The organism is Stygiolobus caldivivus, assembly GCF_019704315.1.
In the GTDB taxonomy this organism is placed as follows: Archaea; Thermoproteota; Thermoprotei_A; order Sulfolobales; family Sulfolobaceae; genus Stygiolobus; species Stygiolobus caldivivus.
In genome coordinates, this window is the sequence record NZ_AP024597.1 from 1,757,636 (window position 1) to 1,777,324 (window position 19,689).

Below are 19,689 nucleotides of genomic sequence, written 5' to 3' on the forward strand. Positions count from 1 at the left end.
AAAAGAATATGTAGTAACAATATATGAACTTTGATTTTAAGGTGTCTCGGACTCGCTTCCTTCCTCTTTCTTCTTAAGTTTTAATTTGTACATTTCTAATATTTCTTGAGGTGTTGTAGCCTCCTCAACACTCTTGTCGTCTCTCCACCTTATAAAGCGTGGAAACCTAATAGATAGACCCGCCTCCTTACTCACTTCACCTTTACAACAGGTGTGTTGAGGTGATAGAGTGATCTCTGCCCCTATTATTTCAGCTACATATTTGGGTTTAACCCATATGTCTGGATCAAGTTCTGATTCGACTCTTGGATCCTTTGAATCTAGTTTAATTTCTGTCAGTTTCTTCTGCAGTTCGTCTAGTTCTGCATCACTGAAACCCGAGGCTACTTTACATACAGTGTAAAATATATCTGACTCTGGATCGTAAGCTGCCATTAATAATGAACTTAGCTTACCTCCCCTTTTTCCCCTTCCGTAAAAAGCACCTACTACTACTAGATCCACGCTATCAGCCATCTCACTTTGGTAATCTCTCTTCAGTTTTATCCACAAGAACCCCCTAGCACCGGCTTGGTAAATAGAGTCCCTACCTACGGCTTTTACCATTATACCTTCAGCACCCTCAGAAATCGCTTGGTAAAAATATTCCTTTAATTTCTCTACGTCATCAGTAAAGATGTGATGTGCAATATGTAATTTATCGTTAGGTTTTACGATCTCCTCTAGCTTCTTTCTCCTCTCCGGTAATGGCCTTAAAGTGTAATCCTCACCATTATAATACATGAGGTCAAACAAGTATACATTGACAGGATAATCTTCTACTGCCTCGTGGATGTCATTTTTCCTTTTCCTATGCATTAGTTCTTGGAATGGTAATATTTCACCGCTTTCCTTATCTACAGCTACTATTTCCCCCTCTACTATGACCTCATCAGCAACGACGTAGTCTTTAACAAAGTCCCTAACATCGGGATATTGTTTAGTAATATTCTCTAGTCTTCGTGAGAATATATACACATCGTTGCCCTTTTTATGGATTTGAGCCCTTTCTCCATCATACTTGTAATCAACTAATGCTTGACCCCCTACTTTAGAAAGGATCTCGACCGGATCGTTTAGCCTTTCTGCTAGCATAGGCCTTATCGGTATTCCGACTTCTGGCTTTAGGTTCTTAAGTGCTTCTATGCCCTCTGATGCTACTACTTTAGCGATATTGCCTAAATCAGCTCTTAAGTTATAGGCCCTCTCTATTATAGGCCGAGTATGGGTACCTCCACCAAAGGCATTAGCCAGGGCATCCATTATAGTAGCATCCCCTATACCGACCCTTAGCCTCCCGTCTATGAACCTGATGATAAACTTTGCCTCTAACGGGTCTGCCTTTTTTAGCAGCCCGGCTAGGGAACGGATTTTCACATCTCTACTCCCTTCTCCTTCAGCTAACGCAATTTTACTTAGAGAATTATATACCTCTTCCACAGTTAACGGAGACGAAGAGGATGCCCCTAAAAATGACAGTATTGTAGTCCCACCACTTGATTTCTTTAACCTATATGCTACTTCACCTAGATCACCTATCTTCTTCAGCTCAGAATCTATAACGTCCTCCTTCACGTTAATTCCGATAGAAAGTGCCTTTATCATTAGTTTTTCTCCTAGACCGATTTCGGGATAGCCATAAAAGTCTGGCCATAGTTTCCCTTGAATAATATATACTACCTTATCTATGACAGCTTTATCAGATTTTTTAAAAAGGTCTGTTAATAACGACGTAATTTGTATCCTAGACGTTATTCTCTCCAGCTTATCAAAGTATTCAGCGATTAGTTTAAACTCCATCATTTTAATATGTTGATCAAAAAGTGTAATAAGGATGATGAGATCTGGCAAGACCGATTTTATGACGAATCAGAGTTACCCTGATAAAGATACGAGTCAGAAAGCGTAGCAATTTCCCTTAAATACGTTCTTATACAAAAATTAAGTTGATATGATTCTAGGAGATAGGGACCTTAAATATTACTTAGAAAAGAAGTGGATAATCGTTGACCCGTTAAGGGAGGATAGTGTCAGAGAGAACGGGATAGACCTCCGTATAGGGGAAGAAATAGCCAGGTTTGAGGAGACTAAAGACAGAGTATTTGACCCAGAGAACCCCGACTATTCATTTTTTAAGCTAGAGAAAGGTAATGAGTTTGTTATCAGGCCTTACGAGCACGTATTACTCACTACGGAGGAGTACATCAGACTACCTAATGACGTAATGTCATTTGTGAACTTACGCTCTTCTTTCGCAAGACTCGGGCTTTTCATCCCCCCTACGATCGTCGATGCCGGCTTTGAAGGACAGATCACGATAGAAGTGGTAGGCTCGTCTTTCCCCGTAAAGTTAAAGAGAGGGACTAGGTTCCTGCACTTAATCTTTGCTAAAACACTTACGCCTGTTGAGAACCCTTACCAAGGAAAATACCAAGGACAAAAGGGAGTTACTGTGCCAAAATTTTTTAAAACAAATCACAGCTGAACTGTTAAACGCCAACCTTTTGAGTTAGCGTCGTAAATTACGAAAGCCTCTCTAGCTAATTTCCTGAAAAGCTTAGCTTCCTTAGGGTCAAGTTTACTCGCGGCTTCTTCTAGATCCGAAGTGTTAAGCGTTGATATATCTTCAAGGAATTTATTGTAAAAGTCTTGGCTCATGGCTATTCGTTCTGTTTCTAAGTATATTATCTTGGCTCCCTCCCTTTCAAGCTTAGCGAAAAACGCGGAAGGGTCTCTTAATGATTTCAGTTCTGATTCAAATACTATTCCTTCCTCTTGTAAACGCTCTATACTTCTCTTCTTAGGCTGTTGTGGTTGCTGTTCTCTTTTTGTTTCTAATATCCTTGATCCGGCTGTAGTTCTCTTTTCCTCAGTCTTCTCTATACTTTTGTTGTTACTTTCAAGTTCTTCAATTTTCTCTGTAAGTTCAGCGATCTTTCTCTTTAATTCCTCTATCTGAGAAGTAAATGGATTAATATAGTCAATAATTTTCCTTTCTAACTTATTTGTTATTTGGTTTATAACATCAGCGTTATTTATGTCAATACTTATCGGGTTAGATACGGTAGTTTGTCTTCCCAATAATACGCTACGAACATACTCAGAAAGTAGTACATATCCTTCTTGACGTGCTTTATCCTCTAATTGTCTATACTCTTCATCGGTAAGCTTTATTTGGATCACTTTCATAAATAAGACTTAAACTTTTATTAATAAAAAACTACTTTCCTTAGTTTTGAGATTACGCTTTCTGTGTTTGTTTTTCAAGGACAGATGAGATTAAATTCTCTTCAGTAGGAACTCCTATGAACTCCACAGAGCCGTTTATTGCCATAGCAGGAACTGACATAACTTGGTATTTCTCAGCAATATCTTGGTTTTCATAGGCCTCTATTACTTCTGAAACTACATTACACTTGTTAGCTTTGCATGCCTCATATGCTACCATATGGGCCATTAGGGCAGCATAAGGACAATACGGACATGAGGGAGTGACTACTGTTTCTATTTTAACAAAACCGTTAAGCTTATCCTTTATTGCTGAGATGGTCTCTTGACTTAATCCGCTCTCATTTAACGAGAGTCGTACAGCAGTTTCAACTAATGCCCTAATTTCTTCTCCCAGTGGGGCACCCGTCCATCTTATATACCCTTTCATAAAAGCTACAGTAGGGATTCTCTCCACATTAAACTCCTCAAAGACTTTTAGGTCATCTTGTTTAGCCTTATCTACCACGTGGACATGTAATAAGCTCTGTCCATTATTTTTAGGAGCCGCATCGCTCATAAATTCTAAGAATCTCTTGGTAACATCACAGTAATGGCAATGCTCATCTTGTGAATTTACAAAAACATATACATCTACAGGGTTTTTCATATCTTTAAGGGCGTCTTGTAACGCTTGTTTAACTTCATCTGTAAAAAGTTCTGCAAATTCTTCTTCCATCCTAACCACGCTATTGATCTTTTTTCGCTTAGCCGAATAAAAAAGTAACTACTATAAATTCAAAATTTCGTCCTTTTTGCATTTAATTTGGTTAGGCTTTAAAACAGCTATATTATCTGAATTAGGATCAACCTCCCTAAAAATTATGCCTTGAAATTTCTTTACCTTAACCCGCGGGTTAAGCCAGCAGTCTGGATCCAAGCCAGCTTTTATGCAAGTTTCAGCTAAGAAAGTTTCGCTATCCCAACAATATTCCATTGGAACCTGAGGGAGAAGGAGGCCACTGTGCATTATTCCGTGTTCTACTATTAGTCCGTCCTCTCCAACTTTTACAAAATTTACTAAATCTTTTCTATTATCCACTACGATCTCCTCAGGTCTCGTTAGAACTGTAACCTCTATTATTACATCATCAATTTCATTTTTTCTTAAGGGAGGAAACCTCGGGTCGGAAAAAGCAGCCCCTATAGCTGCACGTCTTACTATGTCCTTAAGTGATGCTACAGCTTCTACATACCCTATACATCCCCTTAGAGATGTAGTAGAACCTGATTTTTTCTCTAAGGTCACGAATGCCAGTCCTTTCTTTTCCATAACAGGCAAAAATAAGGACTCATCTACGTTCTTTCTTAGACCGATCTCAACTTCTATTGCTTGACGAGCTATTTTAACTAGCCTCTTACCTATATCTTCAGTGAGCTCATTGACTGTAATTAACTGGTCGTTGCTTAGGCTCATCACTCTTTAATAATGTTCTCGCCCTAATAAGGGTGTTTTCTATTGTCCTCCAATGAGAACCTTTCCAGTACTTCTTATGACACTTGGTACATTCCCAATAATTATCATTAATTTTCTTTAAAACACCATTACACACTGAACACCTTGAAAAGTTTGGGTCTATTATAGAAAGATCAATATGATACTTTAAGGCTAGCTTAGCAAGGACCTCTTCTATCTTTAGTCCCGGCAATACGTAAAAGCATTCTAAACCTTTCTTCCTGGCTCTAGAACATAAACCTCTATCCCTAGTTAAAATTATCCTATTTTCCTCTGAAGCTATCCTCAAAATTTTCCAATCTTCAAAACTGTTACTGTAAGCTGTATCGTAGCCGAGAATCCTCAACCACCTTGCAAGTTTTCCTAGCATTGCATCTACGACAAATTTCTGGCTTTGCATTATACATTATACAATATTACGAATATTAAAAGCCACGATGCAAAGAGTATAGACACCCCTCTACCTAAGAGATCCCATTTAGTTAGACCGACGTTCTTGATTAGACCGTATACTATACCTATAGAAAATGCGTAAGCCATGAGGGGGACAATAAGACTGCCTATTTCATCTTTAACTAATATGAAGGAGATTATCCCGCTAAGTACTCCAATTACTGCCCTCAGTACCAAGATTTTATCTTCTTTTTCCACGGTAATTAATAGTGGAAAGGGGGTAAAATAATTGAACAAAAAGACGAGCATGTCATACATCGACCTATTGGCATGGTATACTGAAAACAAGGATAAAATAGAAGGGTGTAGGATAGATAACATCTTTAAAATAGAGGGGCTAGAAGCCTATTTGTTTAAATTGTATTGCAAGGGGGAGTATAAAAACCTCGTCCTAGAGCCGGGGAAACGAATACATTTTACCAAATACGAGAGACAAAAACTATCCACGTCTGAAGTCTCTATACTTAGGGAGCTCTTAAGGGATAGGATAATAAGGGAAATATCGATTTTAGGGTCAGAGAGGATCATTAAGATAGTCGCCTCCGAAAAAACTATCTATCTGGAACTACTACCTAGAGGTTTACTGGTAATTACAGATGAAAATAACAGGATATTATTTTCTACAGAATATAAGGAATTTAAAGATAGAGTAATCAAACTAGGCTTAGGATATACTCCTCCACCTTCGTTTAAACCACCAACTAAGGAGGAAATAGAAAAACTGCTTAAGAAAAATAACTTAAGCAGAGTTCTCGGGGTCCCCCAAGAAATAATCGAAGCTCTTAACATTAAGGCTGTTAATGAAAGTGAGTTAGAAGAAGCTAAAAAGAAGGTCGATGATCTGATAAAGAAAATAGTCAGTGGTAATTTCGAGAAATGTTTATTAAAAGGTGTGACTGTTTTGCCTGTAAAGGTAGAACATTGTATACAAATGGAAAGCTATAATGATGCCCTAGATGAATTTTTCACCGCTGAAGAAAAAGATTTAATTAAGAGTGAAATAGATAAAAAATTAGAAGAAGATAGAAAAAAACTGGAAAAGACAATAGAAGATACGAAGAGACAAATTGAGGAATACGAGAAAAAAGCAGAAGAATTAAGGAGTATAGCACAACTAATAGTAGCTAACTATGACACCGTAAATACGATATTAGCCCAGTCAAACAAACGAAATACCGTAAAGGCGGTAATAAGCGGGGTCGAAGTGGAGTTAGACCCTACACTCACAGTCTACAAGAACTCATCAAAGTATTATGACATGGCAAAAGAATACATAGAAAAAGCAAAAAAGGCTAAGCTAGTACTCAATGAGTTACAATTAAAAATGGAAGAACTGGAAAAACAGATAATAGAAAGAAAAGAAGAGATCTTAGTCTCGTCTAGGAAAAAAGAGTGGTACGAGAAGTACCATTGGAGTATTACGAGAAACGGTTTTCTCGTTATCGCAGGGAGAGATGTAGACCAAAACGAGAGCATTGTCAGAAAGTTACTTGAAGATAGAGATATTTTCTTGCATTCAGATATCCAAGGTGCAGCCGCAACTGTCCTAAAAACTGAAGGAAGAGAACCTAAAGAAGAAGATATAGTTGATGCCGCTACAATATCAGCTTGCTATTCTAAAGCCTGGAAATCGGGGATGGCATCGATAGACGTATTTTGGGTATACGGGGACCAAGTGAGTAAGTCTCCCCCCAGTGGAGAATACTTAAAGAAAGGGTCTTTTATGATATACGGAAAGAAAAATTATATTAAGAATGTTAAACTAGAACTAGCAGTAGGACTTTTAAGAAAAGATAACGAAATAAAAATTATAGTGGGAAATACGGATAATGTGTCATCAAAGACCGATATGTACGTAGTTGTTTCACCCGGTGATGAGGATCCGTCAAAACTAGGGGAAAAGATAATAAAGTATTTTCACGATAAATTTGGAATTCAGGGTCTAAAGGCGATCAAAGAGGACCTAATAAGAGAGATCCCGGGCAAGTCTAGGATACTTATGAAAAAAATTAAAACATGAAGGAATAATATTTATTGTTAGTAGTTATGCCTTCTTTAACATTAGCCGAGCGAGCGTCGTTAGTAGGACCTTTAGATTACAAAGTCCTTAAGACCATCTATTCTTTACACAGAAATCACGAGTGGATTAGAACTTCGGAATTAGTAGAAGAAACCGGGCTCAGTTTAAGAGAACTACAGCCTGTTCTTGTTAAACTTTACGACCTAAGACTATTATCAAAACAGATAGTCACTGGAGAACATAGTTATAGGATCACTTTTACAGCTCTTGATATATTAGCTATAAAGAAATTATATGTAGATAAGGTCTTGAAAAGCTTAGGGATCGTGATAGGGGTGGGAAAGGAAAGCGAAGTATATATGGGTTATAATTTTAGCGATGAGCCTGTTGTAGTAAAGTTCCACCGGGTAGGAAAGCGTAGTTATAAGAATATACGGAAGATAAGGAATATATCAAAAAATAAAGATTGGAGCATTATTTCTGTGGAAAATGCGGAAAAAGAGTATCATGCCCTATCCTGCATTAAGAAAAACTATGGGTATGTACCAGAGCCTTTCAGTAACGCGTATAATGCAGTAGTTATGGAGCTCGTCGAAGGAAATGAACTATATAGAAGCGAATTAGATGACCCAAGAGGGGTTTTAGACCAGATTATTTCGACAGTGAGAATAGCCTATAATGAATGCAAAATGATCCACGGGGATTTAAGCGAATATAATGTATTAGTCAGAGACAACACAGCTTATGTAATAGATTGGCCTCAATGGAGTAGCACTGATAATGAAGACTTGTTGGTAAGAGATATCGACCACATACTCGCATACTTTATTAAAAGATATGGAATAGAAGAAAATACGGAGAAAATACTAGAGTATATTAAGGGGAAAACATGAGAGTGATGGGAATAGATATAGAGCCTGGCCAAAGTCCCTCGTCATCGAGGACTCCCTCATACTCAATAGTTGTGGTTAACGATAAAGGTGAAATTGAATATAAAGCTGAAGCAGTACCGCTTACAAGAATATTAAGATTAGCATGGGAATTAAGGCCGGGGAAACTAGCTGTTGACAACATATATGAGCTCGCAGCAGAAGAGAAAAAACTGGTCAAAATATTATCTTTATTCCCGGACAGACTAGAAGTAGTCCAGGTTACGTATGTAAACGGAACCTTTAAGGATATAAGAGATGTAGCCAGAGAAGCAGGAATAGAAGTCCAAGGAAAACCTACACCTATTAAGACAGCTTATTTAGCAGCTGTGCTAGCGCTAAAGGGTATAGGTACACCAATAAAAATTAAAGAAAATAAAACAAAGATTATAATTTCTAGGGGTAGAGCGATAGGTCCAGGCGGGATGAGTAGTAACCGATATAAGAGGAATTTAAGGGGATTAATCCTACGTGTAGCTAAGAGGATAAAAGAAGAACTTGACTCCCATGGGTTCGATTATGATTACTCTATAAAAAGAAGCAAAGCTGGAATAGAGAGAGCCGTATTCACAGTCTATTCACCTAGAGAGAGCCTATACGGAATAGTCAGGAAAATGAAAGGACATGACCTTAGGGTAGAAATAAAACCAGTTTATAAATCTAAAATTGAGTTTGGCGATGCTAAAAAAGAGGCCAAACCTTTAATTGTAGGAATAGACCCCGGAATAGAAGTAGGAATTTCTATTATCGATTTACATGGAAACCCACTCCTGCTAATCTCTAGAAGAAATATAGATAGAGAGGATATTATAGATATAGTTAGAAAACATGGAAAACCTATTTTAATAGCAACAGACGTAACACCGGTACCAGATACAGTTAAAAAGATCGCATCTACCTTAAATTCTAAACTTTTTGTTCCAGATAGAAGATTAGGTATGGATGAGAAAATGCTCATGGTTGATAAATATTCCACCCAGTATGGAATAAAAATAGACGACCCCCACGTTAGAGATTCTCTGGCCGCAGCTCTAAAAGCATACTATGAAATCTCCCACAAGCTAAACCATGCTAGGGGCTTGCTGAGAAGAATGGATATTGAAGTGGATGAAGATAAGGTTTTAGAGTGCGTAATTGGAGGTAAGACTATAAATGAATGCATAGAAAAAGAGATAGAAAAAGAGATAGAAGATAATGAGAGCGAGAGACAGCCACAATTCTCTGCTGTCTCGCATAATACCGACAATAATAATCAAATAGAATCTCTTCAAGAAGAAAATATCCAGCTTAAAAGGGAAATTGATAAACTGAGGAGAAAAATTAGAGATTTAGCATTCCAGAACACATTACTTCAGAAAAGGATAGATGAAATTAAAATGATGTATAACAAAGAGTTACAAAAGGAGAGAAAGATTTACGAACTAAAGCTAGAAATCGAAAACTATATTAAGTCGCTGAATAGTCTAAAGGAGCAACTAGAGAACGAGAAAATTGAGAACAAGGAGTTATTAAGTATAATAGAAGGTTTAGCGGCATCTAAGTTAACAGTAGTAAAAGTCTCAGATTTACCTTCTTATTTACAAATAAATACTAGTGAAAAGAAAATTATTTTATTAGGCGAAGAAGTTAATAACTCTTTAGTCAAGCTATTCCTAGCCGATTCAATAATAATAGAGAGAGATCTTATTAAAGATATAGAGACATTATACAGAGAGAAGATCATAGCAGAATCCGAAAATCTTGACCTTAGGAGACTATTAGATGATTATAGGAGGTCTAGGTTTAGAACAAAATAACTTTACCCTCGAGGATCAGTTCAGATAACTTCATAATATTCCCTAGCATCTCATCTGTTATCCCTTCTATCTCCCTCTTCATGTTATCTGTTACTTTACCATCTTCTGTAGTGATCTGGACATTGGCGATCAACGGGTCGTCGATCGGTCTACCTATCTGACCTAAGACTTCTACTTGGACATTCTTAACTCCCTTTACCTCTTGAGATACTTTTTGAGCTATTAGGTTAGCTACTATATTGTATAATTTGCCGACGTGATTAACAGGGTTTTTACCTGCAGTAGCCTCTAGGGACATAGGGCGCATTGGAGTTATCAGGCCTGTTGCTCTGTTACCCCTGCCCGTCATACCATCGTCTCCGTGTTCAGCAGAAGTACCTGTAACCGTAAGGTATACTATTCCTCTCTCTATCTTATCGCCGGTGTTTATGTTTACCTTTACATCATAGTCTGGGACTAGTTTTGATGCTAAATCGAGTATTTGTTTCTTAGCCTCTTCTTTAATGCTTATATAGTGGTTCACGTCTTCAACTAATTGGCTTATTACAGCCATGGCGACTGTTAACTCTATTTTCTTACCTTTTCTTAGCCCCATAACTTTTACGTCTTCCCCTATTTCTGGAATCTTAGCTTTAGTCTCCTTAGAATTTAATAACCTCTCTGTGTTAAATACTAAATTCTCTAATTTGGAATAAGGAGCAAAACCTACCCCAAAGCTGGTATCGTTGGATAAAGGCATTTGTTTATTAGCCTCAAAAATGCCTACTAAATCAGTAGACCCTTTTCCTATTTTATAATCAACTACTACATGTTTTTCTGCGTCTAAATACCTGAAATGTTCCTTTATCCAGTCTTTTACGCTTTCTATTATTATTGTACCAACGGGTATACTTTCAGTTCCGTGTTCTGTTTTTACTTCCGTAGTAGCTCTACCAGAAACTACAATATAGATAGGGTGAAGTACTTCTCCACCTTTAAACTTAGGAGAAGCTTGTCCACCTACTAGTAACGTCTTGTCTAAATTGTGGTGAAGTATTACACCATAGTTCTTAATGTAATAAAGGGAAAGCTTCCTACTGGCTTCTTCCGATGCAGAGTCTGCTATATAATCAGGATGCCCAACGCCTTTTCTTTCAACTAGTTCTACATCTAAAGAATCTATATCAGCCCAGTGGCTTAATTGAACGTTTATGTTCCTCATTATACCTTATCCTCACACTAAATCGCTTATAAATTTACTTTTCTTTTCCCATTATGATTTCATAGTCTACACTAATGAACAATATGTTACTCCCTCTAATTAGAACCCTACCGTATTTAGCTACAGGGTCCGAAGTCCCTTCCTTAGTCTCCACACAATCCCTTAATACCAAGTTCATTGTACCATCGCTTTGCTCTAATCTACCTATATATTCTGATCCGTTCTTTAATTTAACGAGGACTACTTTATTTGTGGCTGTTTTCAGGCTCTTTAATGGGTTTTCCATCTTCGCTTGCACGATAAGTCTCCTCAATTTGAAAATGTGTTACTAGCTAATATAAAAGGGTTCTCATCTCTTTTACCTCACGTTTTTTAAGGGAAAAGCCCATAAGATTAACAATGTGGAATTAATTATATCTGACCCAGAAGAAATTGTAAAAATTTCGAAGACACTTAGTGTAATGGCTAGGGTCAACATACTCAGACTAACAAGTGAAAACCCCCTTGACATTACTGAACTAAGTGAAATCCTCCACATGAGCAAAGGAAATGTAAGCAACCACGTAGCAGAACTTGAAAGCACAGGTCTTATAGAAATTAATTACGAAAATGGGGTTAAAGGTATAAGAAAAGTTATAAAACCTAAGTATGAAAAAATTACAATATTGCTATCAGATACCAGCACTAGCTCTGAGAAAACTCAAGAAAACGGGTGAGGGAGATAGAGGTCTGCTTCTATACTCCGGATGGCCTTGCAAACCGACAAAGAATTTATGACCCTTTAATTCAATCATCTCCACTAAACCGTTTTCACTAGTCCCCGATATCACCATCCCATTTTTTTGTAGTTTGTCAACATATTCTGGGTTTACTTCATATCTATGTCTATGTCTTTCAAACGCTACTGTAGACCCGTAAATCCTACTGGCTATTGTCCCTTCTCTTATGATCACTTTCTGTAGCCCTAGCCTCATGGTACCGCCAACCTGGACTACCCGTTTTTGCTCGTCCAGGAGAGTTATCACGGGATATGGGGTATTTGGATCAACTTCAGTAGTATGTGCACCTTTTAGCCCCATAACATCCCTAGCAAATTCTACTACTGCTAATTGCATACCGTAGCATATCCCTAAGAAAGGAATATTGTTCTCTCTAGCTATTTTAATAGCAGATATCTTTCCTTCAACACCTCTAGCCCCAAAACCTGGTAAGACTATAATACCGTTAACGTTCTTCAGTTTCTCTAACTCTTCGGGAGATGTCTCTAAATCTGTAGATTCTATCCATAATAAAATGGGTTTAACTTTAAGTTTAGCAGCGGCGTGGTAGATGGCTTCTCGTATACTAATATAACTGTCCTTTAACTTAGTGTATTTGCCAACCAGTGCTATCGTAACTTCTTTCTTACCTTCTTTAAGGTCTGAAATAAACTTCTTCCATTCATCTAGACTAGGTGGTGTATCACTTAGACTGAGCTTTTCCAGGATCTTTTTCGGCAATCCTTGGTTCTCCAGAATTAACGGGACTTCGTAGGTCATTGAGACATCGTAGTTAGAGAAAATGTTTTCAGGTCTAACATTAGTGAATAAGGCTATTTTCTTTTTAGTATCGTCGTCTAAAGGTACTACGGACCTCGCGATAATGATATCGGGCTGAATACCTATCCTACGTAATTCTTGGACACTGTGCTGAAGGGGTTTTGTCTTTATCTCCTCGGTAACTTTAAGGTATTCTACTAGTGCTACATGAACAAATAATACGTTATGTTCCTCTTCTTCTATCCTCAATTGCCTAACTGCCTCTAAAAAAGGTAAGCTTTCTATATCTCCGACAGTACCACCTATCTCAACTATTGCGATATCCGCATTTGCCTTTTCAGCAGCGTTCCTTATCATCGATTTGATTTCATCTGTGACATGGGGGATAATCTGGACAGTTTGCCCTAAATATTTCCCTTCTCTTTCCTTTCTTATTACTTCAAAGTAGACTTTACCCGCCGTTACGTTGTTATATTTGCTCATGTTAATGTTCACAAACCTCTCATAGTGTCCGAGATCTAGGTCTGTCTCAGCACCGTCATCTGTTACGAAAACTTCGCCATGCATATACGGGTTCATAGTCCCTGCGTCTACGTTTAGATAAGGGTCTACCTTCACCAGCGTTACGTTATATCCCCTTGATTTAAGTAGAAGCCCTAAAGACGCTGAAACGGTACCCTTACCTACACTTGATAATACGCCGCCGGTGACTATAATAAATTTCGTCAAACGGAAATCACAGCTTATATACTACAAACACCAGCTTTAAAGCTCAATTGTTTTATTTTTAGTGGGTAATCTATACGGGAGACAAAATGGAATTACTTAAAACTCTTAATAATTCTAGATTATTACAAGTAGCACTAGATTTTTTAAAAATAGATGACGCAGAAAAAGTCGCCATCGAAACAGTAAGGGCGGGTGCCGACATCATTGAGTGCGGCACACCGCTACTCAAAGCTGAAGGAATCAACGCTTTAAGGAGGCTTAACCAAGTTAGCAACGGTAAAATAGTCCTCGCTGATACAAAGACAGCTGACGCTGGAGATGTGGAGGCTGAGATCGCAAACTTGGGTGGAGCCAAGATAATGACAGTGCTTGGTATTATGGATGATGCTACCATTGAAAGTGCAGTTAGAAAAGCACACGAATATGGGATCCTAGTCCAAGCTGATCTGATAAACGTTAAGAACGTTAGAGAGAGAGCTAAAGAACTTAAGGATTTAGGAGTCGATATAATAGGGTTACATGTAGGTTTAGACGTCCAAAAGAAAAGGGGGATTAGCGTATCCGACTTAAAGAAAGAAATTAAAGAAGTATCTGAACTGGGGGTCCTGGTGTCTGTTGCAGGGGGGCTAAATAGAGAAAGAGTCGAAGAATTACTGGATTTACCGATAAACATCTTTGTCGTAGGAGGGGCTATAACCAAGTCAAAAAACCCCTATGATGTCACGGCAGAGATAGTTAAGGTAATAAAGCAGAAGTGAGAGTATTAAGAGAGGAGGATTATATGTCTCAACCTGGAGGTCAGACAAAATCAAAAGATGTAAAACTTGTAACGAAGCAGGTAATTACGCCTGATACCCTCAAAGAAGATAAAAGGAAAGTAAAACTACTATACATAATAAAAGCCCTTGGTGGAGCTTCTGAAAAAGCCCTAGTTATAGCTTTATACGAAATGAAGGAAAAAGGGCTAGACCTGGGTTATCAGTTTAATAATATAGGCGGAAATATTTTCAGCCCGATGATAAAGGAAGATATTACATCGTTGCTATACTTAGGTTACATCGAAAATGACCCAGTAAGTAAGAAGTTAAAAGTAACAAATAACGGGCTGGAATTCCTAGACACTCAGCAAATAGAAGATGATTTCAAAAATAACCTGAACCAAATAATGAACGATATTAAACTTAAAGTACAAGCATTAGATGAAGAAAACAAATTAAGGAATAGGAGAAGTAGAAGATATTGAACGTTTTTACCAATTTACCAATTTTTTACCTAAATATACGAGTATGCAAGAAAAGAATTATTTTAGGATATTATTAAGAAACTAATTTACTATTAACAAAATGTAAATCTACATAGTCATAAAGTTTCCTCTTCTGTTTGGCTGTTGTTGGTTCTCCTCTGTTAGAGGCCTGTTCCATATTAATGGGTCTAGTTTTCCTTCTTTACTTAATTTGAGTACAAGATCCCTGAACTCACTAGTATGTCTAATGTCTAGCTCTAGAAGAGTTTCTAATAAACTCCACGTTGTCTTCATGACATCTTCTAGCATCTCTTTCGGCATATGCCTTATTATCTGTGGATCTTGTAACCACTGATCGAAAGCCTTTATTGTCCTCATTATATGCTGGAACGCGACCCTCGTGGCAAGGATCAAGTCTAGTCTGTCAACATCACCTGCTTGATATTTCTTCTCCATCTCCTTAACAGTGTTTAATAAATTCTTTTGCATTTTTATCCATTCGTCAAGGTTTGAGAGATATCCGTTTTCCAAACGGCTACACCAATATTACTTATGTTACTACAAATTAATAAGCATATGTCAAATACTCTCTTTAATGTTATAAGGTAGCCCTTCAACCAAGATCTCTCTAGGTATTTTATCCTTATATTTTCTCAAAAATTCTACGTCTTCAGTCTCTCTCCTTAGTTTATCTGGTAGCATTCTTGGTATCTCATCTATAATAGGATACCATCTTTTACACTCAGGACAATATAAAACTCCGCTCACGATTTCTTTCCTAAAACATTCTTCACAGGGCAACAACTCCTCCTTTGCATCTTTCACGTTAGTCTTCTTATATGCACAATAGAGTTCACACAACGGTTTTTTCTGATCACCTATTCCCCTTTCCATGTCCTTTTCAGAAAAAACATAGTAAGTTAATGGGAAATGCTTACAAATAGGGCAAGCCAAAAGGTCAAGTAACCTATACTTCATCCACTTTCAACAATACTCTTTAACTCTTGAGCTAAATTATTTGCTTTTTCTTCGTCCTTTGCCTCTACAAGGATCCTAATTATAGGCTCTGTACCGCTCTTCCTCACTAAGAACCAATAATCGCTCGTTACTACTTTAACACCATCTATAGTTAACATCTTACCTTTACCCTCATACATCGAGATAAGTTTAGAGTACAACTTGTTTACGTCATACCCCGGCTTCAATTCAACCTTAGTCTTTACTAAGTAATACTTAGGGAGCTTGTCGAAAAGTTCAGCAGAAGTAGCATTCTCCTCAGCCATTAGCTCAAGCATCAATGCAAAACTCATAGCCCCATCCCTCACATACTGATGCGGAGGATACATAAACCCTCCATTTTCTTCAAATCCAGCAAGCGCTTTCTCATCTTGTACTCTATGAGCAATATCAACACTACCTACTTTCATCCATATTACTTCTAGCCCGAACTTTGACAAGTACTCCTCTACCAGACTTGAACTAGAGACTGCTGTCACTACTTTATTGCTAGCATTAGGGTTTTTGACGTGAGCCCAATAGGAAAGTAAAGTAGCACTCCTATCTCCCCACTGTACCCTACCTTCAGAATCAATGAAGATAGCCCTATCGGCATCACCATCATGCGTAACAGTAAGGTCGACCTTCAACGTCTTTGCTACGTTAGCGGTCTCTTTAAGCGAATCGAAAGTAGGTTCAGGTTGTCTGGCAGGAAATAATGGGTCAATATTCCCGTTTAGTGTAAATATTTTACACCCCAGCCCTCTGGCCACTAAAGGAGTGGAAAGGCCGCCTACGCTGTTCGCCGAATCGATTAGGACAGTATAATGCTTCTTAGCAACTTTTTCAGTGTCTACGTGGCTTAAGACCCCTTTAACATAAATATCGATAACCCTATCCTCTTTTTTGACTTCATTTGTCAATGAACTCCATTCTTGGGTGTTAAACTTCTCAGTAAAGTATATTTGTTCAATCTCGTCTTCTTTTTCTCTCCTTATTTCAATCCCATCATGGTCTATGACTTTTATCCCATTATATGGGGCAGGGTTATGACTAGCTGTCACTATGACACCAGCATCATACCCTAATGTCTTTACAGCATACTGAAGCGCTGGAGTCGCTGCCATACCGCCGTCATAAACCTGGACACCTACACTTAGTAAACCCGCTTCAACTACCCTCATTAACATATCACCACCGGCTCTAGCATCCCTTCCTATGAGGACTTTACTCCCTTTACTAAAATACGTGCCTATAGCCTTTGCTAATTTTAGCGCCATTTCTGGTGTTAACTCTTTATTAGTTATCCCTCTAACTCCATCCGTACCGAATAGTTTACCCATAGTAAGACTTCTTCTCTTTTTTATTTTAATTTTACCCTTAAACCTAGTACAAATAGGACGTATAAGACAATAAGCAAACTATTAAAAAAAATTAAGTTGGACATTCACCCGTAGGATAGGCTTCGGTTATGATATTTTGAATCATGTTAGATGCCTGGATTATTTGGGTAAAACTGTCCAAGTGTTGATACACGTATTGGGGCGAATAACCTTCTAACGTAGTGGGGTTAACAATAGGAGTATCGACTATATAAGTCCCGTTAGGGCCCGAAACCAGTATAGCAAAGTTCAGGTGCGGCGGGACTACGTATAGAGCTGCAGGTTTGCCGTAATTACTAACAGTTACATTTACTTCATAATGGATTATGGTATTAGCCACCTCAGTTGCATTTGGGACTCCCATAGACTCCAGTTCTTCGACGAGTACCTGCTCCCCGACCGGTATTAGCTGGTCAGTTGGAATAGGCGTCCCATTATAGGACGCGTTAAGGTATTCGTTATACACATACGCTACATAAAATTCAAGTTCTCCATCCGATTTAAAGCCAGTAAATATCAAGCCCGGTATATTTGCCGGTCGGTGATCAGGATCAGAGTAATGGTACTCTACAGAGACATTTCCGTAGTTCTTTATTACATTATATATTGCCCACGAAGCAGCTGCACCTACAGGACAGCCTAACCATGATTGTTCGACCACTATCACCTTACCGGGAGGAGCATAGTCTTGGTTATTTACTTTTATAAAAGTCCCAGCAGGTATTGAGGACTGGGGTAATATAGAGTTTGAAGTAGCTGGTTTAGCTAGCTGTGCTGATGAAGTAGAGAGACTACCGTAATAGTGCATGCCCACAAGTAAAACCGCTATAACTATTACTACCGCAATTACTATTCCAATTAGACCTTTTTTATTCATCGATAATATCATGAAATATAGTTTTATAAATTTTATCCTAAATAAACTTTATAACAAAATTAAGTTAGACCGTAGAATTTAAACTAAACTTTCATAATATCATCTTTATAATATGAATAAGGTATATTAAACAGCACGTGTTACCTTTAACAGAAGATTTTACTACTGCTTACACAAACGTAGAAAAAATTAATGGGACTATCTTTGACTTTTCAGCCCCGTATACTAAAAACCCAAGCAAACGTAGAAAATAAGGTCACCTATTAACAGAATGTAGATATATATACTTGAAACTAGAATAGAATGAATATGGGATTCCCATTCTTCGGACAACAACCTTCATTTGGATCAGCACTCTGCGGGGGATCTATCGGGCTCGGCGGTAAATCAATGACAGTCCCCGTATCATATCCAATAAACATGCAATATGTAGGCGAACAAGTGGTGGCATACTTAAACGGAAGAGGGTTCCAAGTAAACCCTATGATAAGCCAAAACATGGCTGTAATCCAAGCTAGACACTCAAGCTTATTCGGTTTTTTAACAGATTCAAATAAAGCATACACGGTAAGGATATGCCAAGGACCGGGTATGGTAACTATAGAAACCGGTATAGCGAATTGGATCCAAGACTTAATCCCACTAGCCATGAGTGGGGGCTTCGCCTTTTTCAGTGACGAGATGTTACACAATAAATTGTTGACAATCTTGGGTGCAGGAGGCACAGCTTTCGACGCGTACCACGTTTATCAGCAGTATGCTGGCGAAGAACAGTTACTTAATTTCATCGCTCAAATAGTAGCCAGTGCCCCACCTGCACAAGGTGGTATGTATGGGGGAGGACCATACGGGAATCCAGCAGGTGGGTATAACTACCCAGGTGGAGGAGGCGGTTACCAAGGTGGAGGATATCAGCCACCGTACTGAACAAAACAATTGAACTAATGGGTCCTACATAAAGTAGAGCTCGTTTTTGACCAGTATAGCACCACAGAAGCCTGTAAACCAGGAAAATTGAAACCTTTTTTATATCGCTTATTGTTAGTATGAAGTAAGGACTTTTTATATAGGAGGAAATTCCATTTACAGTCTACAATGAAATACTAATGGGTTCTTACAATTATTCGTTATAATAGTTTTTATTATTATATTTTTATTAATTTTATATATATGATATTATATTTTTAATGGATTAATTGACCTTTCTTCAAGGGTAGCAATTCCATTATAAGAATATACAAAAAGTCTAATTGGGGGGGATTAAGAGACCACGATAAAACGGGGCTTTAAGTTTAAATTCTTTAATTCTTTATTGTCTAAATGGCTGGGACATACAGTGGCTCGGGTAGCTCAGCCTGGTTAGAGCGACGGGCTGTGGACCCGTAGGTCCCGGGTTCAAGTCCCGGCCCGAGCCCCTTTACTAGGAGGATACCCCAACACTCCCAAGATAGTACTCGATTATCTTATCTAAAGGACCTATGTAAGTTTCCCTCGCGTTACCGTCTTGACCCTTCTCTATCTTATACACGTAATACTTCTTTCCTCTCTGACGTATCTTATATTGCCCAGCTGAGAAAACCTTATAACTCATATTTAAACTACGCCCCTTTTCCCTCATATAAGCTTAAAAGCACTGGGCTATTGCTATGTTCAGTCGTGGAGTTGAAAGAAATGGCAAAGATTCCTTTGATTTGCAAAAAATTGAATTTCGTGTGTCGGCACAGCTTGTAAAAATTGAACTGATCACAGTAGGTAGTGGAATT

The 19,689-nt window shown here is 38.1% G+C and carries 22 protein-coding genes and 1 tRNA gene; 9 read left to right on the top strand and 14 right to left on the bottom strand.

Translation table 11 applies throughout. The features are described 5' to 3' along the window. Window positions 1-36: 36 nt before the first annotated feature. On the bottom strand, window positions 37-1,839 hold the full coding sequence (locus KN1_RS08235; protein WP_221290612.1) for an ATP-dependent DNA ligase: 1,803 nt from the start codon (window positions 1,837-1,839) through the stop codon (window positions 37-39). A gap of 151 nt (window positions 1,840-1,990) precedes the next feature. Between KN1_RS08235 and dcd the strand changes: the two genes are divergently transcribed. Continuing rightward, window positions 1,991-2,524, top strand: a complete 534-nt coding sequence (dcd, locus tag KN1_RS08240; protein WP_221286983.1) for a dCTP deaminase — start codon at window positions 1,991-1,993, stop codon at window positions 2,522-2,524. Here the strand turns inward: dcd and KN1_RS08245 are convergent. The 5 genes from KN1_RS08245 to KN1_RS08265 are packed head-to-tail and all read right to left on the bottom strand — an operon-like array spanning window position 2,515 to window position 5,413. After that, the gene (locus KN1_RS08245) at window positions 2,515-3,228 is read right to left on the bottom strand and encodes a plasmid mobilization protein (protein ID WP_221286985.1); all 714 of its coding nucleotides are present in this window, start codon (window positions 3,226-3,228) and stop codon (window positions 2,515-2,517) included. The two genes, dcd and KN1_RS08245, sit on opposite strands and share 10 nt — an antisense overlap. Window positions 3,229-3,280: 52 nt before the next feature. After that, the gene (gene pdo / locus KN1_RS08250; RefSeq protein WP_221286987.1) at window positions 3,281-3,985 is read right to left on the bottom strand and encodes a protein disulfide oxidoreductase; all 705 of its coding nucleotides are present in this window, start codon (window positions 3,983-3,985) and stop codon (window positions 3,281-3,283) included. A gap of 51 nt (window positions 3,986-4,036) precedes the next feature. Next, complete coding sequence (locus KN1_RS08255; protein WP_221286988.1) at window positions 4,037-4,723, bottom strand: TIGR00296 family protein; 687 nt, start codon at window positions 4,721-4,723, stop codon at window positions 4,037-4,039. Then, window positions 4,686-5,162, bottom strand: a complete 477-nt coding sequence (locus tag KN1_RS08260) for a Mut7-C RNAse domain-containing protein (protein ID WP_221286991.1) — start codon at window positions 5,160-5,162, stop codon at window positions 4,686-4,688. The genes KN1_RS08255 and KN1_RS08260 overlap by 38 nt, the downstream gene beginning before the upstream one ends. After that, on the bottom strand, window positions 5,162-5,413 hold the full coding sequence (locus tag KN1_RS08265; RefSeq protein ID WP_221286993.1) for a hypothetical protein: 252 nt from the start codon (window positions 5,411-5,413) through the stop codon (window positions 5,162-5,164). The genes KN1_RS08260 and KN1_RS08265 overlap by 1 nt, the downstream gene beginning before the upstream one ends. Before the next feature lie 31 nt (window positions 5,414-5,444). On the opposite strand from KN1_RS08265, the gene rqcH reads away from it, so the two are divergent. From rqcH to KN1_RS08280, 3 genes are read left to right on the top strand one after another with little or no spacing between them, the layout of a single operon-like run. Next, window positions 5,445-7,235: a ribosome rescue protein RqcH gene (gene rqcH / locus KN1_RS08270; RefSeq protein WP_225905631.1), complete on the top strand. Its 1,791-nt coding sequence runs from the start codon at window positions 5,445-5,447 to the stop codon at window positions 7,233-7,235. A 26-nt stretch (window positions 7,236-7,261) separates the two neighbouring features. Continuing rightward, window positions 7,262-8,128 carry an RIO1 family regulatory kinase/ATPase domain-containing protein gene (locus KN1_RS08275; RefSeq protein WP_221286994.1) on the top strand — a complete coding sequence of 289 codons (867 nt, stop codon included), beginning with the start codon at window positions 7,262-7,264 and terminating at the stop codon, window positions 8,126-8,128. Further along, the gene (locus KN1_RS08280; RefSeq protein WP_221286996.1) at window positions 8,125-9,960 is read left to right on the top strand and encodes a DUF460 domain-containing protein; all 1,836 of its coding nucleotides are present in this window, start codon (window positions 8,125-8,127) and stop codon (window positions 9,958-9,960) included. Before KN1_RS08275 ends, KN1_RS08280 begins: the two co-directional genes overlap by 4 nt. Here KN1_RS08280 and KN1_RS08285 read toward each other — a convergent pair. Further along, window positions 9,947-11,164, bottom strand: a complete 1,218-nt coding sequence (locus KN1_RS08285; RefSeq protein WP_221290615.1) for a methionine adenosyltransferase — start codon at window positions 11,162-11,164, stop codon at window positions 9,947-9,949. The genes KN1_RS08280 and KN1_RS08285 overlap by 14 nt on opposite strands. Before the next feature lie 31 nt (window positions 11,165-11,195). Next, complete coding sequence (locus KN1_RS08290; protein WP_221290616.1) at window positions 11,196-11,459, bottom strand: U6 snRNA-associated Sm-like protein LSm6; 264 nt, start codon at window positions 11,457-11,459, stop codon at window positions 11,196-11,198. A gap of 103 nt (window positions 11,460-11,562) precedes the next feature. Between KN1_RS08290 and KN1_RS08295 the strand changes: the two genes are divergently transcribed. Continuing rightward, window positions 11,563-11,877 carry an ArsR/SmtB family transcription factor gene (locus KN1_RS08295; RefSeq protein ID WP_221286998.1) on the top strand — a complete coding sequence of 105 codons (315 nt, stop codon included), beginning with the start codon at window positions 11,563-11,565 and terminating at the stop codon, window positions 11,875-11,877. On the opposite strand, the gene KN1_RS08300 is transcribed toward KN1_RS08295, so the two are convergent. Further along, window positions 11,833-13,428, bottom strand: a complete 1,596-nt coding sequence (locus KN1_RS08300) for a CTP synthase (RefSeq protein ID WP_221287000.1) — start codon at window positions 13,426-13,428, stop codon at window positions 11,833-11,835. The genes KN1_RS08295 and KN1_RS08300 overlap by 45 nt on opposite strands. A gap of 86 nt (window positions 13,429-13,514) precedes the next feature. On the opposite strand from KN1_RS08300, the gene KN1_RS08305 reads away from it, so the two are divergent. Both KN1_RS08305 and KN1_RS08310 read left to right on the top strand, forming a co-directional pair. Continuing rightward, window positions 13,515-14,186 (top strand): orotidine 5'-phosphate decarboxylase / HUMPS family protein, encoded by a 672-nt coding sequence (locus KN1_RS08305; protein ID WP_221287002.1) that lies wholly within the window; start codon window positions 13,515-13,517, stop codon window positions 14,184-14,186. 23 nt (window positions 14,187-14,209) lie between these two features. Next, entirely contained in the window at window positions 14,210-14,671 is a 462-nt protein-coding gene (locus tag KN1_RS08310) for a hypothetical protein (RefSeq protein ID WP_221287005.1), read from the top strand. A 108-nt stretch (window positions 14,672-14,779) separates the two neighbouring features. Here KN1_RS08310 and KN1_RS08315 read toward each other — a convergent pair whose 3' ends face one another. From KN1_RS08315 to KN1_RS08330, 4 genes are all read right to left on the bottom strand, one after another. Further along, complete coding sequence (locus tag KN1_RS08315) at window positions 14,780-15,202, bottom strand: DUF2153 domain-containing protein (protein ID WP_221287007.1); 423 nt, start codon at window positions 15,200-15,202, stop codon at window positions 14,780-14,782. A 48-nt stretch (window positions 15,203-15,250) separates the two neighbouring features. Beyond that, window positions 15,251-15,649 (bottom strand): Trm112 family protein, encoded by a 399-nt coding sequence (locus KN1_RS08320; RefSeq protein WP_221287009.1) that lies wholly within the window; start codon window positions 15,647-15,649, stop codon window positions 15,251-15,253. Continuing rightward, a complete protein-coding gene (glmM, locus tag KN1_RS08325) occupies window positions 15,646-17,010 on the bottom strand; it encodes a phosphoglucosamine mutase (protein WP_221287011.1) in 1,365 nt (454 codons plus the stop codon). Before glmM ends, KN1_RS08320 begins: the two co-directional genes overlap by 4 nt. Window positions 17,011-17,101: 91 nt before the next feature. Continuing rightward, on the bottom strand, window positions 17,102-17,926 hold the full coding sequence (locus KN1_RS08330) for a DUF929 domain-containing protein (protein WP_221287013.1): 825 nt from the start codon (window positions 17,924-17,926) through the stop codon (window positions 17,102-17,104). A gap of 309 nt (window positions 17,927-18,235) precedes the next feature. Here KN1_RS08330 and KN1_RS08335 point away from each other — a divergent pair, with 309 nt between their 5' ends. Both KN1_RS08335 and KN1_RS08340 read left to right on the top strand, forming a co-directional pair. After that, window positions 18,236-18,853 carry a hypothetical protein gene (locus KN1_RS08335; protein ID WP_221287015.1) on the top strand — a complete coding sequence of 206 codons (618 nt, stop codon included), beginning with the start codon at window positions 18,236-18,238 and terminating at the stop codon, window positions 18,851-18,853. Window positions 18,854-19,265: 412 nt separating this feature from the next. Then, window positions 19,266-19,340: transfer RNA gene (locus KN1_RS08340), tRNA-His, on the top strand. 6 nt (window positions 19,341-19,346) lie between these two features. Here the strand turns inward: KN1_RS08340 and KN1_RS08345 are convergent. Continuing rightward, the gene (locus tag KN1_RS08345) at window positions 19,347-19,517 is read right to left on the bottom strand and encodes a putative integrase (protein ID WP_221287017.1); all 171 of its coding nucleotides are present in this window, start codon (window positions 19,515-19,517) and stop codon (window positions 19,347-19,349) included. Window positions 19,518-19,689 lie beyond the last annotated feature (172 nt).